This is a genomic window from Rothia sp. L_38, from assembly GCF_050689125.1.
Lineage (GTDB): Bacteria > Actinomycetota > Actinomycetes > Actinomycetales > Micrococcaceae > Rothia.
In genome coordinates this window covers 105,055-120,157 of record NZ_JBOEQD010000009.1, presented here as the reverse complement: position 1 = coordinate 120,157, position 15,103 = coordinate 105,055, and the positions used below count along the sequence as shown (strand labels likewise).

Genomic DNA, 15,103 nt, shown 5'->3' with positions numbered 1-15,103 from the left:
GGCCAAGGAGGTGGGGCTTGGCATAGGATTGCCACACCTCGCATGTGGCTAGATACTAACCGTGAACAAGCGGGGTTCTATCCTTTTATCACCGGCACTAACAGCCCCCGACGCGGCGCGCCGATTGGGTACAACCTGCACACCGGCTCTGCTGTAGCTATGGACCACATGAGCCTCTACAGGAGCGGCGCTATTACAGCTCCTAACGCTATGGTTTTTGGGCTGAATGGGTTTGGTAAGTCTTCCATCTCTTTAATGCTCAATGCTTGCCTAAACGCCACTGGTACGCCGTTGATGATTTTTGACCCTATCAAGGGTGAATACGCGGACTATGCACGAGCTGCTGGTGCAGATATTTTTGAGTTAGGAACCGGCCATAGTAAGTCAAAAGTTAACCCTATGGACCGAGGGCCACTTGCGGCTGCCGGTCTGATAATTGGCGGGGAAATAGGAAAGTCAATGTACGAAGATGGCGTAGATAACGTTGTCCGTAACATCAGAGCACTTATCCGTATCAACCGTGGCCGTGACATGACAGTAACCGACGCCGAGTCCATGATTATCAAAATGGGTGTAGAAGCTGTCATGGAGCGGGAAGAGAACCCTAACCTAGGGCATTTGTTAAAATTCTTTGACTCTCCTACCGATGCTGTCGTGTATGCATCGGGACTTGAAGGTGCCGATAAAGCAAAATTCAAGTCTAAGTACAGCCAGCTCTTTGAGTCCGTCTCAGCTTTGGTCCACGGTGAGTTCTCGGACATCTTCTCGGATAAAGGTATCTCTCTTACTCCTGGCAATCCTGCTGGCATGTGCTTTGACTCTTCAGCTATCCCGAACGCAGATGAAAAGATGATCTCAGCAACCATGATGACCACTTGGCGTCTTGGTATGGATGCAATCGACGCTCATTGGGAACTAGCTCAGCATGAAGCTAGAAAAGCCGCTGAAGCTGCTCAGGAAGGAGAACACTACGAACCCACTATCCGGTGGAACGGCTTTACCTCTTTGATGGATGAATTCTGGCACCCCATTCGCCATGCTGATGGACTAATCCAAGAAGTAGACCGACTTTCGCGTACTAACAGATCTAAAGGCGTCGGCGAATGGAAAGTTACTCACTCTCCTAAAGACTTCCTGATGCTGGCAAACGAGCATGACCGCAAAATTGCCCACTCACTCATTGAAAAATGTGGTTTGTGGGTCATGCTGGCCATGACTGAAGCTGATTTGGAAGCTCTTAACTCTATCCGTCGTATTGAGCGCACAGAAATTGACTGGGTGACTTCATTCATGTCTGGTAACCAGGGGCTAGAAACTCAGGACAGAAAACTATCTCAGCGTTCTTTAGCTGGTAGCCCTCCTGTTGGTGCAGGTAAGGCACTATGGAAGGTGAGTGACTCACTGGGCATTCCGGTACAGTCGCCTAAACCTAAAATTCTTAGCCAGCTTCACCAAACTGGACAACGGTTCAATATGGGGTAAGCAACCTATCAGGGGGTGGACATCAAGTAAGGTGTTCCACCCCTCCTTTTTTATCTATTCCCTTTACTCTGAAAGGACATTGTAGATGCGAGAAATAGAAAAATTCGCTGTCTTTCTGCTCTTTGGGTTTCCTGTGGCTGGCTTGTACTTTGGCGCTGCTCTGACCCATTACCTAGTTACCGGAGTTTGGCTCTGGAATGTAGTAGACCTCATTCTTCTCTTTGCACAAAGTGAATTAGAGGCAGGGCTTGCACTATATGTTTGCCTAGGTGTGGGAATAGCACTGGGTATCATCTCGTTAATTTGCCTGCTTATCCTTGATGGAAAGTCTGCGGGGTCTAAGAAGAAAAAGAACTCTGCCAAAAGCAATCAAGCGAATAGACAGCTAGGCAATTTGGCTAAGTTCTCAGTATCTTTAGAAAAGCCTCGGCTCAAAGATGCACGTACAAATCTCCACCCCTTCGCTGAGAATATTGGGCCTGGGCTTCCTCTGGGAACCGTGAACGGTAAAACCATTTATCAAGGGTGGCGTCAATGCGCTGTCCACATTCATGGGACTGGACGAGGCAAAACTTCATCTCAGGTCGTACCTCACGCATTCGTTGCCCCTGGCCCGCTTCTAGTTACCTCAAACAAACCGGACGGTATCTGGGAAGTAATGAGCCAACGGGTAAAAGTCGGCCGAGTTTGGGTTTTTGACCCCAATAACGTTCTTCAACGACATAGCTCAGAAGATAAATTTGATATTTTGGGGATCGTTTCAGACTCAGAGAAAGCCGAGAAAATCGGTGAAATCTTTGAACAAGCAACTAAAGGGGCAGAACAATCTGGGATGAATCCGAACGCTCACTTTGATAAACAAGGCGCCAAGGTTCTGGGTCTACTGATGCTTGCTGCCCATCTTGCTGGGAAGACTGATAACGATGTCTTCTCTTGGGTTATGAAGATGGAGGAAGACGAACCTGCAACTATATTGAGGCAACACGGATTCAGCAACCAAGCAGAAATCCTCTTTGGTCTTAAAAAACAACCAGGAGATACTCGGGGGTCTGTTTGGGCTACTACTCAACGAGCGGTTTCTCCTTTTGAGCATGAGCACCTGCTACAGGCTATCCGCCCCGGTATGGCTAAAGAAAATGTCTTTGACCCGCGTGATTTTGTTACCAGCACCGATACCCTAATTCTAATCGGTGATAAGAACGCTGGTTCTTCAGCTGCACTGTTATCAGCCTTGGTTTACCAAGTCTTTATTAGCGCTAAACAGGCTGCTACTCTACAACCGAACGGTCGCCTTCGAGTACCGCTGGTGATGGACCTGGATGAAATGGGAAACGCAGTTTTTCTTCCAGAACTAGCGGATATGTACACCTATGCTGGCTCCCTAGGAATTATCATCAACACCTATTTTCAGTCAAAAGCTCAGGGCGATATTTCATTCTCTGCTGATGGCATGAAAAAGCTCATTGGTGGCGCTGCTGTCTTTGTTTACGGCGGTGGTTCTACAGAGCCCTCATTCTTGCTAGATGTATCAAAACTCGTTGGAACCTATGACAAAGAGTTTCAGACCCGTAGCACTTCCTATAATTCTCGCTCAGGGCATGGCCATTCTTCCGGTGTTCAGATCCAGAAACGTGAAATCTTGGATGCCTCAGACCTAGCTAACTTGCCCTTGGGTGAGATTTATATCCGCAATAGTGACGGGGATAGCGGTATCGCTAAAGCACGGTTCTGGTTTAAGGACAAAAAAATGGCAGAGACTGTTCAGCAAGATATGCAACAGCTAAAGACTCAGGAACAGATAGGGGTATAGCCAGTGGCACAGGGACCATTCAGAGGGCAAGGCATAACTGTCGACTTCAGAGACTGGGTATTGTCGTTTCTGGGACGTATTGAACATCCGGCCTCCCAAGGCGGGGCCTTTTGCCCGCAATGGTGGCTCCACCCAGAGGCCGTGTCCAGGCTCAAGGCTCTTTACTGGGAATACTGTAAAGCAGAGTTGGTAGAGGGGGGTCTTTCTTTGTGGTGGGTAAACCATTGGGACCCACATTCTCGGGCTCTTTTCAATCCTCAGACAGGAGTTTTCCGTAACTGTACGACTGGCCACTGGCCTGATGATAAGAGAGTTTGTGATGTAGTAACCGCGACTTCGCAGGCCCTCTATGATGAAGAGTTTGAGGATCAGGTTCTCACCAATTATCCATTCTGGATAACCAATATCGGATAAGCTACTACCTAGTTATTTTGGGGGTAGCCCGCACAAAGCATGTGCGGGCTACCCCCTTTTTTCTTTCCTTACAGCGTTCTAGGCTTTTGCGTTACCTGCTGCTGGCGAACCTGCTGCTGGGTCTGTGCTTGTGCAGGGGGCTTTTGTTGTTTGAATACCTGCTGCTGGCGAACCTGCTGCATCCGCATAGCACCAGGGGTCATCTTGGCCCTGAGCATAGCTTCATCTCTACGAGTAGCCTTATTCTTAGCCTGCATAGCATCACTAGCTGTCATTCTCTCAGATACTACCCTTGTATTCGGGTTAGCCTCTCGTGCCTCGACGTAGCTATCGTACGCGCTCAGACGCTGTTGCGTGGCCATATCGGCCTGGCCGTTTGCACGGTCAAGTTTGTGCTGGGCTTGTGCTAGGGCTTCTTCTGCTTCTTGTGCCTTTTGAGCATACTCAGCATAGCGAGCATCCTCGTTAAGCCACACCTTGTCATCCTCAGAAGGTAAATCTGTGCGTCCGTACTTGCTCTCATAGGCGTCTAGAGCAGTGTTGAGTTCGCGCTCTCGTGATGACCTGTTAAAGATGTTCGAGTTCTCTACCCGCTCCTGTGCCTCTTGCACCTGCTGGTAGTCTTTATGGGCGGCAGCTACGAGAGACTGGCTATACCCATCACGGGCAGAGATAGCGCTGTGAGCATCTTGAGATGCGACGTCGCAGGCTTTTTGGGCGTCTAAAGCCTCGGCCTTCTTCTGCTGTTCAGTCTCCCAGCGTTGAGCTAGTTCCTGCCACAGCTTTTCCTGATGTTCTAGTTGCTTTTGTTCTGGGCTATCTGATTTGGTCCGGTGCTGGTTAATGAGGTTTTCGGCGTCGCTCAGCTGTTCCTTATCCGCAATTAGGGTGTCCTTCAGGCGGGCTTCATGGTGGAGCTGTTCCTTGTCCTTGTGTTGTGCTGACAGAACAGATCGTTTGTGCACGTTAACAATTTGGGTCTGCAAGAACTCTCCCCTTTCTCCGTTGCGAAGCTTCTTTGGAATTGCAATCGGTTCACCTGCTGGAATTTTGTATTTTTCACGGAATGACTCAACCTCGGCTGCCACCCTATACCAGTGCCGAGCATTACGGGCCTGGGCAGGCACCTGGCCCAGAGCATCAGCCCAAGCAGGCTTCTCAGCTGCGATCTGATGGCCACGCAATTGCACCAGCTCTGCTACCTCACGATGCTGGGCCTTGAGCACGCGCTTGAGCGAGTCCGGGGTGTACTGGTCATACTGCCAAAAGGAATCAAGGCTATGACCGCTCACGCCCTTCACAATCTGGTCCTTAGCGCCGGTACCTGGAGCCGGTACTTCAGAAATCAAAGTGTCACGAATCTTCTTCTCCCATTGCAGAGAGTTCAGAATCGTAAAGTCTGCACCAGATCGGGGACGTTCACCACGAACAATCTCTTCTACCTCACGTTGAGCAGGTGAGACCCAGCGACGCCTAGTCACCTCAGCGTCCATGAGCCCCAGGTTCTCTGAGATTTGGGCGTAAGCTCGAGTATCGCCGGTTGATTCAGCCACAGACAGAGCTTTGACGGTATTGACCCTCATTTCTTTCAGATGGGCCGAGGGTACTAGCGCGTAGTCACGTTCAATCCAGCGCTTATCTTCAATCTCACGTTCCTTCACCGGCTTAGTGCGCTCCTGGGCGCGGGCAATGAGTTGGTCCAGTTGCTCAGTGGGAATATGAGCCATAGGCCGGGCATATTGGCCGAACCGCTCCTGGGCTGCCTCATTAGCTGCTCGCACTCCTTGAATACGCCAGTGGAGCACTGCTGAAACGTCCTCAGCACCTGCCAAGTCTCTTTGCTGGTAGGCGCGGCTGAAAGTCTCTACTGGATCTAGGCCACTACGGTAGGTATCAGCTAGTTCATGTGCCAGAGCACCCCAGGCCGGGGCACGGAAGAAAGCTGCTGCCTGGTCCTCACCGATAGCCTGAGTCACCACAGACTTCATAGCCTCTTCTGAAGCATAGAGGGAGAGGTCGTCGTACTTTTCCAGGGCCGCTGCCACATTGCGTTCAGCTGCCCGTTGGGCCTTCGCCTCTTCGTGGAAGGAAAGGTTACGGTCAAAGTTGTTGGTAATAGCGCCCAGCACGTCATCACGGGCCTGGCCTTCAGTGGTAGCAACATAAAGTCTGTTGGATTCACGGCCACGAGAAAGCGCCACATAGGCGTTAGCGCGACTTGTCGAACTATCAGCTACCGCGTGCACGGTATCCACGGTCGCACCCTGGGCACGGCTAATAGTAGAGGCATAGCCTAGCTGCACATATTCACTGACGTAATCAGCAGGCAGGGTTACAACTCCGCCGTGGGCTGTGTGCACTGCCTTAATCTCACCAGACGGAGAGACTGACTTGACCTGCCAGCTATCACCATTCTTAACGAAGTCTTTACCGTTATTGACCCTGAGCTTGTAGTCATTTTTACGGGTCACAATGACATCGCCACGGAAGGCGCGGGTGCCGTCATCCAGCTCTACCACCTGACGCTTGGACTCTTTCACTGTCCCTGAATCGATGGCTGCGGTCTGAGCAAACTGATTCAGTTTCTTGACATCATCGTTGCTCGGGGCCAACATCAAAGAGTGTTTACCGGCTGCGGTATCAGCGGCCCAAGCAGCATAAACATCGGCCAGCATGACCTCTTTATCACCGGCAGTGATGCGATCATTGTTCAAATACCAGTCAAAGGGCTTATCCGTACCCACCAGCGCAGGTTCACGCAAAGCCAGGGTCGCTGCCGCTTCCTCTTGATTCTTGAAGCGGAAGACATCTTCAAGGTAGATAGCCCCGGCCTCGGCCTCAATCAGGCGTAAAGCACCACCAGAACCAATGGCTGAAAGCTGGCGGTAGTCACCAATACCGCGCACCACAGCACCCTGTTCACGGGCTTGCTCGACGATCTTTGCTAAGTCCAATGTCGAAGCCATACCGATTTCATCCACCAACAGCACATCCCCAGGATTCAGAGCAAAGCCAGGGGTAAGAGGGCTGGTGAACTTAGCAACAGTCATAGCCTCAATGTCGAGTTCCTTCTCCATAATGGAGGCAGCAACAGCAGTCGGGGCTAGACCGATAACCCTGTGCCCGCTGGCTCTGGCGGTATCCACAGCGGCCTTCATCGAGGTAGTTTTACCGGCACCGGCAGGACCGATACCGACCACCAGCAGGCGTTCGTCGGTCACAAAGGCTCGGGCCATATCCTCCTGAGTGGAGGAAAGCCGACCGCCCTCAGCCTTGAGCTGTGCAACCTGACGATCAAAGACATCATGGGTGGAAACTGGGATAACTTTTTCTACGGTAGCAGCATTGATGAGGGAACGCTCAGCGGAGAATACAGCATGTGAAGAGAAGAGCTCATAGTCTGCCCGACGGTACACGCTAGTACCGTCCTGGCGCAGCTTAGCTGCGGGAAGCTCTACCGCTTCACCAAAGTTATTCAGGGATACAGACTGGTTCTTGACCGCTGCAACGGTAGCAAGAACTTTCTGCCGGTCTACACCAGAACCAGAAGTTATATCCCTAAAATAGCGTTCGGCTTCAGCCTGAATATGGGTAATCTTCCAGGTGGAGCGAGTAGCTTGAAGACGCTCAATGATAGCTTCGGCGTGCTCAATTTCAGGAGTTGTTAGTGCCTGGGATTTGGCCTCAATAACCTTCTCGGCCTGCTTGGTAGAGGCTTCTTGCAGATGGGCGTAAAGTGCTTCACCCACAGGCAAATTCAGCCCCTTCACCTGCACCTGTTCGCGCCACTGAGTGTTCAATTCAGCCAGGGAGTGTGCCCCATCCTTATGGGGACGGGTGGCTAAAGTTGCCTGTTGGCGCAAGGCAATACGAGCCTTATCGTTGGGTGCGTAGCCGTGTTCTTGAATGTACTTTTCTTCCAGTTCAGCCAGGATCTTGTTGATATTGGTGGAGCGAGAGGAGAAAGCTTGAATGGTCCCAGTGTCAATACCGGCTAGCTCATGAATCATCCGGCCTTTGCGTTCTTCGCCCACGAACTCAAGACCTAAATCTGCGTGAATGTGCTCAGCGATCTTGGAGTTATAGAGCTCGGAGGCGGCCACATTGTAGGAGTAGAGCATCCTCCCGTCCAGGGTGAGCCAGCGTCCATCTTGGCCCTGAATCTTGTTAGCGATTACTAGGTGGTCGTGAAGGTTGGGGTCTCCATTGCGGGAGTCATAGTGGCGGAACTTAGTGGCGATGATGCCTGATTTCACGTCTTCTTGGGCGATACCACCCTTACCGCGTCGGGTGTAGATGACGTTCTCTTCAAGGTATGCCACCACGTCTTGAATGGCTTTTTCGTGAGCGGTCTCAATGCCCTTGCGTAGAGTTTCATCTCCCAGTCCCCAGGCAATTGAAACGGATTTGGTGGGGGTAAATACCAGGTCGAAACCGGCCACAGTTTGCTGCTGGGGTTTGGTTTGAGATGCAACCCAACGTTTAAGTTCTTCCTTGCTACGGGGTTCACGGCGGTGCTCTTCACGGAAGGTTTGACCGGCCACGCGGTTACGGATTTCGCGGGCTTCTTCCTTGGTGGGTTCGCGGTCATTTTGGCGCAGGAAGCGGGCTTTTTCCTCAACTAGTTTCTTGACATAGGGAGTCTTGACCGTATCAAAAGTGTGGGCTGGTTCAGCGTTGCGTCGGGAGAGAATGCCGGTTTCTTGACCTGCTGCTCGGGCCGCTGCTTTCTGGGCGCGGGCCTGCTGCGTCTCGGTCATCTGGTAGTTAGCCAGGAAGTTTTCTTTGAGTTCTTCTAGGTTTTCAGGGGTCCGGTAGACGGCTTTATTGGCCTTGGAGAAGTCATTTCCTGCTGCCTTATAGGCCTCAATTTTCTTGCTTACTGCCTGGTGACTAATGCCGTTGAGTAGGTTATTACCTACCTCTTCTAGGGTCTTACCCTGCTTGATAGCCAGGTGAACATCCCAGGCTTTTGTAGCGTATTCTAGGCGCTTTTCTTCCAGGGTTGAGGCGTAGATTGCTTCTGATTTATCCGGCTTTTGCGCCAGAAGTTCAGCCAGCTCTTCACTGGTGACCGGCAGCTGCTGACCGGAGAAAAGAGCCTTCATCTGGCGCTCATTGACCTGACCGGTAAGGGCTAGTTCGGCAGCACCTGCACCAACCCACTGACCCGGCGGCATACCGGTGACCGTGTAATAATCGCCCAGCTCACGGTTCTTATCGCGCAGCACATCGGCACTGGCTACTTCGCCAGTGTAGTAGCGATACCCATCGCCCGCCGAGAGCTTATGCACGGTCATCATGGCTATATCATACCACCCGCTTATTATGAATTACTCATAATGCAACTTCCTGATTTATTGGATGCATGAGGTGTGACGAAAAAATGGGCGCTAGAACAGGGGTTTCGTCTCTGGGGGAGCCTGCGGAGGAAGAGGCAGCAGAAACGTTCTAGTGGCTTTTCGTCCGGCAGACTTGCCGCGGTTTTGCACATGAGGCCAGCCTGTGTACAGAGCTGTCCATAGATGGGGGAGCCTGCGGAGGAATCTGTGGGCAGGTCTGTGCATCAGGGCTGAGGTTCTTGTGGGAAAGTTGACCGCAGTTAAAGTCGGGGGAGCCTGCGGAGGAGACTTTAGCTGTGCACAGCTTTTCCACAAGTAGCAAACACAGTGCTGACTCGACAAGCACACGAGGTACGAGCAATAATGCTTGAGTCAGCACGTTCGGTTTGCGTATCCGTGCCGATTGTGTAAAACCGTACGCCGGGCCTTGCCCGGCGCGCGAAGTGCCCCCGTGACCGTTAGGTGGTCACGGGGGCACTTACCTTTCTGGTTAGCTGGTCATATCCGCCAGATACTCAAAAACTCCGGCGCTGGTCATGAGCAGGTGGTAGCGCACTTCTTCAGGAAGATACTTGGGAATGTCCTGCCCGCCCTTATCGCGTACCAACTCAAATGAGCACCAGCCCCGCATTTTGGTAGGCTTCTTCCAATTCACAAAGCAAGTCACCAGGTGAACATACTTCTTAGGAATGTAGATACAGATTCCTTGTGAGGGCTGATGTACTTCATGCTCGGTCGGCTCAGTCTCCAGGTAGTATGCAACTTCTGCCCCGGTGCCTTCCTCGTCAAACATCAGACGGGTCATGAGCTTTTCAGTACTTGCTGAGGTTGCCATTTTGGCGGTATCCTTTCTATACGGTCTTAGGTAAAGCCGGTAAAACTTGAACCTAAGATTTTCTGGGTGCCAGGACACTTTGTTTAAGTGTCCTGGCGCTTTTCTTATCTCTAACGACAAGCTCTAGGCGTAGTTTGAGTAGTAGAGCTTTTGACCCTCATAGGGCCAAGCGTCTGCCACTGCGTTCACAGAAAAGAACGGTGACTCTCCGCCCTTGAGCTTGCGCCTGAGAACCTTATCTGAAATAAAACTGTCCTTAGCTGGCTCGGTGTGTCCGCTCCACCAATCACCGGAATTTGCTCCGCTAATCTCGCGTACCCACACAGTTTTTTCGGTGGCTCTGATGACCTGGTAGAACTCGACGTTCGTCTGTTCGTATCCCCATGAGGTGTAAAAAATATCGCCTGCCTGAACCATGATGTTCTCCATTCGCTAGGTGAGAGGGGCGGGTTAGATGTGTGGCTGGGAGCCCGCCCTGTGCCGGTTGGCGAAGCAAAGAGAACTGAGCCGTCAAAGAAAAAATGGCAACCCTTTAGGGCGGTGGGGCACCACTTTTTCTGAGGAAATAAGCGTAGCGCCGAAGAAAAAGGGGATAACCACCGCTGCGAGCTTGCGAGCAGTTGCATTTTTTCTTGGCTCAGTATCTTTGTCGTAGGCAACCGGCACCTCCTATCACCGCGATCAGTAGCGGCCTCGCAAATAGAACTTAAGCTTTGGCTGGAAGTAAGCCGCTACTGATCCTGCGGTGAAGCTAGCAGAGCCAGCGGCGCGGCAGCGACGATGCCCTTTTCTTGCGCAAAAATCAGCAAGCTCTGTTAAAGAAGAAGGCTCTCAGGTAGTCTAGAAGCAAGAGAACTTCATTACTCTATGAGGAGGAACTATGGCAGGCCGTAAAAGTAGCGCAGCCATTAATGCACAGAAGAAGGCAGCAGAAGCTGCTCTAAAGTTTCAGCAACAACAGGATCGCTTGTTGGAACTTGCAGCTGAGTTTTTCTCTATTCCTGAGAAGAACGGTGTTAGCGATCTGGAGAAGCAAATTGAGGATTTAGAAGTAAAAATTCAGCAACTGCGCGAAAAGATTAATCAGCAACAGGAAAGCTCACAGATTGAACAGGCTACCGTAGTTGTTCGGATGAAAACTGAAGGTATTGCTGTGGGCGAGATTGCTCAACGTTTAGCAATTTCTCCCTCTGAAGCGCGTAGGCTTCTGAAGATGGCTCCCCAGCAAAGTGAAGGATCTTCTACGAATGACAGCGAAGATTCCCCTTCAGATACTGCGGTATAGATAGAAAGAATGGTGGCTCTACCCAGTGAGGGTAGAGCCACCATTCGTTCTAGAAGAGGGATAGTTGTTCTGCCGGTATGCCTTTCATGAGTTCATCAACAGCTCGCTGCTTGTAGCCGTCCTTAAGGGTAATTTCGCGCAGGGTGCGTGCAGCTTCCGCTCGGTCAGTTTTTGATTTAGTAGGCCTTCTTTGAAGGTTAGAGCGTCCTCTTCTGGAGCGGTCACTCATATTTTCAGCTCGGCTTCCTGGTGTTAGGTGCGTGTCAGCCTGAGATGTTGCTTTAACGCATAATGTGTTATCGCAACGGTGTAGGGCATGTAGATCTGTAAGGTCATCGTGTATGAGGGAGAGTGCGTAGCGGTGAGCACGTATAGGCGCGTCTTTGCCAGTATTGGAGTCTTTGCGCCAAAAGATTCCGTAGCCGTCGTCACTGATAGCCCCAGTCCAAATCCAACAGGATTCTGACATAGGGCCTTTGACAACATGGCTGAAAAATCGTTGTTCTTCTGCACTCATGGCACTACTGTATCTGTTTCAACAAGCTCTTAAAAGGGTTCTGGCCGGTGTAGATTCCTCTACACCGGCCAGCTGGGATTATGTCTGAGCCTAGGCTTTAGTCCTGCTCCTTATGCTGCGTGTGCCTTGACGTACTCTGCAACGGCAAGGCGCACGATTTCAGATTCTTTCTTGCCCTGGCGTTCAGCCAGAAGAGCGATGCTGTCTTTAAGCTGCTGGGGTACTCGTGCACGGATAGATGGAGACTCTCCACGCTCTTTCCCTACCTGCGGGCGACCAGGGGCGAACATGGCCAGAGCTTCCTCTTCGCTGGATGCGCCAGTAGCTGCAAGAATCAACTCAAGAGCCCCAGCGTTATCTCGGCGGATGGTGCTGGGGTCCGCTTCAACTTCGCCTGCCTCGATAGCTCGTGAGTATTTTTCGTAGTATTCGTTAGTTCCGTAGGTCATCGTTTCCTTCCTTTCTTTAAAGGTACTTGCGATACTTGGACCCCAGGGGCATGACGTGAAAAATCTTCAGACCCCTTGGTGGGATTACCTCTGCGATAACTTCGATATACCGGTCAGTCTGACTGTGAGGGTGCCCGATATATAGAGTGGCGGGCTTGAATCCATCACGACCGGGGATGTCTGCTGCTACCTCGTGGTGCAAGATCGCGTAGATCGCATCTTGCTGTGAGATGCCATGCTTGCTTGCGCTAGGGGTAAATTCAACTGCCATACCTATATTGTAGCCGAATAAACGACTACAGTAAATAGCCGCACAGGAACTGAGTCAAAAATGTTCACTGACAGGTTATGACTCACTCAGGTTTTGACTCAGACTTCTGACGCAAGAAAGAGGGCTTCCCACTCCCCCGCGACGCCGGTAGACTAGGTTGCGTCAAAAACGAACATTATTGACACCCACAAGGAGTAAAAATGACTTGGGTAAAAGTGCATGACATCCCCGAACTACATGCGAAGATGGGCATCACAATTACAAGTAACGATGACTATCTGAGCACCCAATCCTGGATTAACCTAGAGACTGGCGCAAAAGTGCACGTAGTGAATGCCGGAGGTTGGCGACACCCTGAAGACTCCTCTATCCGAGTGTTCCATGAATCCCCCACTGAATCAGTCGTAGACATTACGACTCTGTTCGGTGATACCTCATACGACACGAACCCAGAAAAAAGCGGTATGGGAAGCTACGAGGAGATTTACAACCGGGTAGTTGATGAAGTCAATCAACTAATCCGAACAGGAATTGCTGAAACTAAGTAGTCAGTGAAAATAGGCTACGCGCGTGTATCAACGCATCATCAGCAGGACTCGCTAGATGCTCAAAAATTAGCGCTGGAAGGCTATGGCTGTAAAAAGATATATGCTGACCGAATCTCAGGAGCTAGCAGTAGTCGCCCCGGTCTTGCAGCCGCACTAGACTACGCACGAGAAGGTGATTCTGTAGTAGTAACCCGACTCGATAGACTAGGGCGCTCTACAGTCGATATTCTCCGTACCGTTCAAGACCTGGACACGCGCGGTATAACCATAGAAGCTCTGGATACCCAGCTAGACACTCGCACTCCTGCGGGGCGGCTGGTGCTCTCGGTTCTCGCGTCAATGGCTGAATTTGAACGCAACCTAATCGTAGAGCGCACCCGTGAGGGCCTAGCGCATGCCAGAGCACAGGGCCGGGTTGGCGGGCGTCGCCCCAAGCTCGATGAAACACAACAACAGGCGGCCCTTGCCGCCCTAGCTAGTGGAATGAGTGAGGCCCAGGTGGCTCAGACTTTTGGGGTCTCTCGCTCCACCATCACTAGACTCAAACGAGCCAACAAACAATAAAGAACACAGTAGGGGGGCTACACGCTATAGCGTGTAGCCCCCTTCCTTTACCCTTATGGTCATACGTCTTTACGGGCCTTAGATGGGGCCCTCCCTGGGGTCTTTTTCACAGTGGCGTCCCAAGCAAGCAAGGTTTCTTTAGTCCAGCCCACATGCTTACCTATTCGCGCGTCAGGCTCCGGCTTCTCGCGTCGCTGCACAAAACCCTGATAGCTAATACCTAAGAGCGCTGCGGCCTCCTTGGCGGAGTAAAAAACTGCTGTTTCTTTGGTAGTCTTACCCATAACACTCCTTCCTTTGTTGGGTGTTGTGGCCCCCTGGCATTTTCTACCAAGTAGCTGTTTTAGCCGCTTGCCTGCCAGGGGGCTTTTATTGGTGGTGGTTACTTGGTAAAGCTGTTGGCGATGGCCTCCACCCCGTCCACATCTTCCAAGATTTCATCTAAGGCATCTTCGCCCTGCTGCTCTTCGTAGCGGTCGGTAAGGTGGCCTTCGATAATGACTTTTTCCCATTCGCTGACCTCTTCTGAGAGGTAGCGGCGCCCTAGCTCGGCGTCGGTGAGCTGATGGGCGGTGTCCTGGAATTGCTTTTCGGTGATTTGGCGGATGTGGCAGGCAACGACTGCTCGGCCTATCTCCAAGTCTGCCTGTGTTGCGCCTGGGATTCCTGCGGGGGTGACTGCACTTGCTGATTCTTCAAAGTAACGTAGGGCTCGGGCGGCCTGGGGGTCGTTTGAAAATTTTTCTTTCGCCTGGTTGTGTAGCTGAATCAGTGAAACCTTGTGGTCGATCACTGCTTTGTTGCGTGCTGCTGCGGTTTCTAGGTTGAGCTGGTCTAGCTGGGTGGCGGTTGCCTTGCTGGTCATCGGGGACTCCTTTGTTGGTCTTTGTTGGGTGTGGTTCGTGGGGTTTTCTACCTCCCCTTGAACTACACTTATAGTATATCAAATATCAACTAAAAGGGGTAGTAGTTTGGGCAAAAAAATGGCCTGGCCAAAAAGGTTTGACCAGGCCATTATGGGGTTTATCGAATGTAAACATCACCCTCGATATATTCGACTATATCCCCATTGAGGGCTTTGGCCCCCCACCAGTAGCTACCCTCAATGTATTTCACGAGCCACCCAGCCTCACGCAGAGAGTGAGAGAGCTTGCCGTCTCCGCCACTGCCAGGAAAAAAGGCGTCACCTTGGACATATTCTTCATTGGGGAAGCGTGTATGCATAAGGTCAATCAATTCTTGGGCGGTGCTGGTCTTTTTGGCCTGCGCAAGGAAGGTGTCTATGTTTGCCCAGAAGTCGATGTTTGACACTTTGATTCTCCTTTGTTGGTGCTTGTTGGGGTGTGGTTCGTGGGGTTTTCTACCTCCCCTTGAACTACACTTATAGTATATCAAACATCAACTAAATGCGGTAGGTTTCCCCTCGGGGTAAATGGAAAAATTTGCCACACCAAACACCCACAGACTACAAAGAAGAAATCAAGCATCAAACAGTGTTCCTCCTTATCACAGGCCCCTTTCAAGCCCACCACAGAACAACTTTCAATACTTCGAAAACTACCATCTTCCTCTTCATAGCATTACTT

At 51.3% G+C, this 15,103-nt stretch carries 13 protein-coding genes; 6 read left to right on the top strand and 7 right to left on the bottom strand.

The annotated features are described in order from the left end of the window. Positions 1-159 precede the first annotated feature (159 nt). The 3 genes from ACRCJM_RS08415 to ACRCJM_RS08405 all read left to right on the top strand — a co-directional run bounded on the left by ACRCJM_RS08415 (position 160) and on the right by ACRCJM_RS08405 (position 3,706). Positions 160-1,482, top strand: a complete 1,323-nt coding sequence (locus ACRCJM_RS08415; protein WP_431464562.1) for a hypothetical protein — start codon at positions 160-162, stop codon at positions 1,480-1,482. Positions 1,483-1,567: 85 nt separating this feature from the next. Next, positions 1,568-3,292 carry a type IV secretory system conjugative DNA transfer family protein gene (locus ACRCJM_RS08410; protein WP_431464561.1) on the top strand — a complete coding sequence of 575 codons (1,725 nt, stop codon included), beginning with the start codon at positions 1,568-1,570 and terminating at the stop codon, positions 3,290-3,292. Between the two features lie 3 nt (positions 3,293-3,295). Next, entirely contained in the window at positions 3,296-3,706 is a 411-nt protein-coding gene (locus tag ACRCJM_RS08405; protein ID WP_431464560.1) for a DUF4913 domain-containing protein, read from the top strand. A gap of 68 nt (positions 3,707-3,774) precedes the next feature. On the opposite strand, the gene mobF is transcribed toward ACRCJM_RS08405, so the two are convergent. From mobF to ACRCJM_RS08390, 3 genes are all read right to left on the bottom strand, one after another. Then, positions 3,775-9,009: a MobF family relaxase gene (mobF, locus tag ACRCJM_RS08400; RefSeq protein WP_431464559.1), complete on the bottom strand. Its 5,235-nt coding sequence runs from the start codon at positions 9,007-9,009 to the stop codon at positions 3,775-3,777. A gap of 529 nt (positions 9,010-9,538) precedes the next feature. Then, entirely contained in the window at positions 9,539-9,883 is a 345-nt protein-coding gene (locus ACRCJM_RS08395; RefSeq protein ID WP_431464558.1) for a hypothetical protein, read from the bottom strand. A gap of 123 nt (positions 9,884-10,006) precedes the next feature. After that, positions 10,007-10,300, bottom strand: a complete 294-nt coding sequence (locus tag ACRCJM_RS08390; RefSeq protein WP_431464557.1) for a hypothetical protein — start codon at positions 10,298-10,300, stop codon at positions 10,007-10,009. Positions 10,301-10,763: 463 nt separating this feature from the next. On the opposite strand from ACRCJM_RS08390, the gene ACRCJM_RS08385 reads away from it, so the two are divergent. Further along, the gene (locus tag ACRCJM_RS08385; protein ID WP_431464556.1) at positions 10,764-11,168 is read left to right on the top strand and encodes a hypothetical protein; all 405 of its coding nucleotides are present in this window, start codon (positions 10,764-10,766) and stop codon (positions 11,166-11,168) included. 49 nt (positions 11,169-11,217) lie between these two features. Here ACRCJM_RS08385 and ACRCJM_RS08380 read toward each other — a convergent pair whose 3' ends face one another. Beyond that, a complete protein-coding gene (locus tag ACRCJM_RS08380) occupies positions 11,218-11,397 on the bottom strand; it encodes a hypothetical protein (protein ID WP_431464555.1) in 180 nt (59 codons plus the stop codon). Positions 11,398-11,795: 398 nt separating this feature from the next. Beyond that, entirely contained in the window at positions 11,796-12,134 is a 339-nt protein-coding gene (locus ACRCJM_RS08375; protein ID WP_431464554.1) for a ribbon-helix-helix protein, CopG family, read from the bottom strand. Between the two features lie 471 nt (positions 12,135-12,605). Here ACRCJM_RS08375 and ACRCJM_RS08370 point away from each other — a divergent pair, with 471 nt between their 5' ends. Then, positions 12,606-12,953 carry a hypothetical protein gene (locus ACRCJM_RS08370; RefSeq protein WP_431464553.1) on the top strand — a complete coding sequence of 116 codons (348 nt, stop codon included), beginning with the start codon at positions 12,606-12,608 and terminating at the stop codon, positions 12,951-12,953. A gap of 3 nt (positions 12,954-12,956) precedes the next feature. Next, complete coding sequence (locus ACRCJM_RS08365) at positions 12,957-13,517, top strand: recombinase family protein (protein ID WP_431464552.1); 561 nt, start codon at positions 12,957-12,959, stop codon at positions 13,515-13,517. 382 nt (positions 13,518-13,899) lie between these two features. On the opposite strand, the gene ACRCJM_RS08360 is transcribed toward ACRCJM_RS08365, so the two are convergent. Together ACRCJM_RS08360 and ACRCJM_RS08355 are read right to left on the bottom strand one after the other, a co-directional pair. Continuing rightward, positions 13,900-14,382, bottom strand: coding sequence for a hypothetical protein (locus ACRCJM_RS08360; RefSeq protein WP_431464551.1), 483 nt, complete (start codon positions 14,380-14,382; stop codon positions 13,900-13,902). A gap of 158 nt (positions 14,383-14,540) precedes the next feature. Beyond that, positions 14,541-14,828: a hypothetical protein gene (locus ACRCJM_RS08355; protein WP_431464550.1), complete on the bottom strand. Its 288-nt coding sequence runs from the start codon at positions 14,826-14,828 to the stop codon at positions 14,541-14,543. Positions 14,829-15,103: the final 275 nt, after the last annotated feature.

Coding starts and splice junctions, on each gene's coding strand:
- ACRCJM_RS08385 (WP_431464556.1), top strand. CDS start 10,764: ATGGCAGGCCGTAAAAGTAGCGCAGCCATTAATGCACAGAAGAAGGCA.
- ACRCJM_RS08375 (WP_431464554.1), bottom strand. CDS start 12,134: ATGACCTACGGAACTAACGAATACTACGAAAAATACTCACGAGCTATC.
- ACRCJM_RS08370 (WP_431464553.1), top strand. CDS start 12,606: ATGACTTGGGTAAAAGTGCATGACATCCCCGAACTACATGCGAAGATG.
- mobF (WP_431464559.1), bottom strand. CDS start 9,009: ATGATGACCGTGCATAAGCTCTCGGCGGGCGATGGGTATCGCTACTAC.
- ACRCJM_RS08410 (WP_431464561.1), top strand. CDS start 1,568: ATGCGAGAAATAGAAAAATTCGCTGTCTTTCTGCTCTTTGGGTTTCCT.
- ACRCJM_RS08390 (WP_431464557.1), bottom strand. CDS start 10,300: ATGGTTCAGGCAGGCGATATTTTTTACACCTCATGGGGATACGAACAG.
- ACRCJM_RS08360 (WP_431464551.1), bottom strand. CDS start 14,382: ATGACCAGCAAGGCAACCGCCACCCAGCTAGACCAGCTCAACCTAGAA.
- ACRCJM_RS08380 (WP_431464555.1), bottom strand. CDS start 11,397: ATGAGTGACCGCTCCAGAAGAGGACGCTCTAACCTTCAAAGAAGGCCT.
- ACRCJM_RS08395 (WP_431464558.1), bottom strand. CDS start 9,883: ATGGCAACCTCAGCAAGTACTGAAAAGCTCATGACCCGTCTGATGTTT.
- ACRCJM_RS08415 (WP_431464562.1), top strand. CDS start 160: ATGGACCACATGAGCCTCTACAGGAGCGGCGCTATTACAGCTCCTAAC.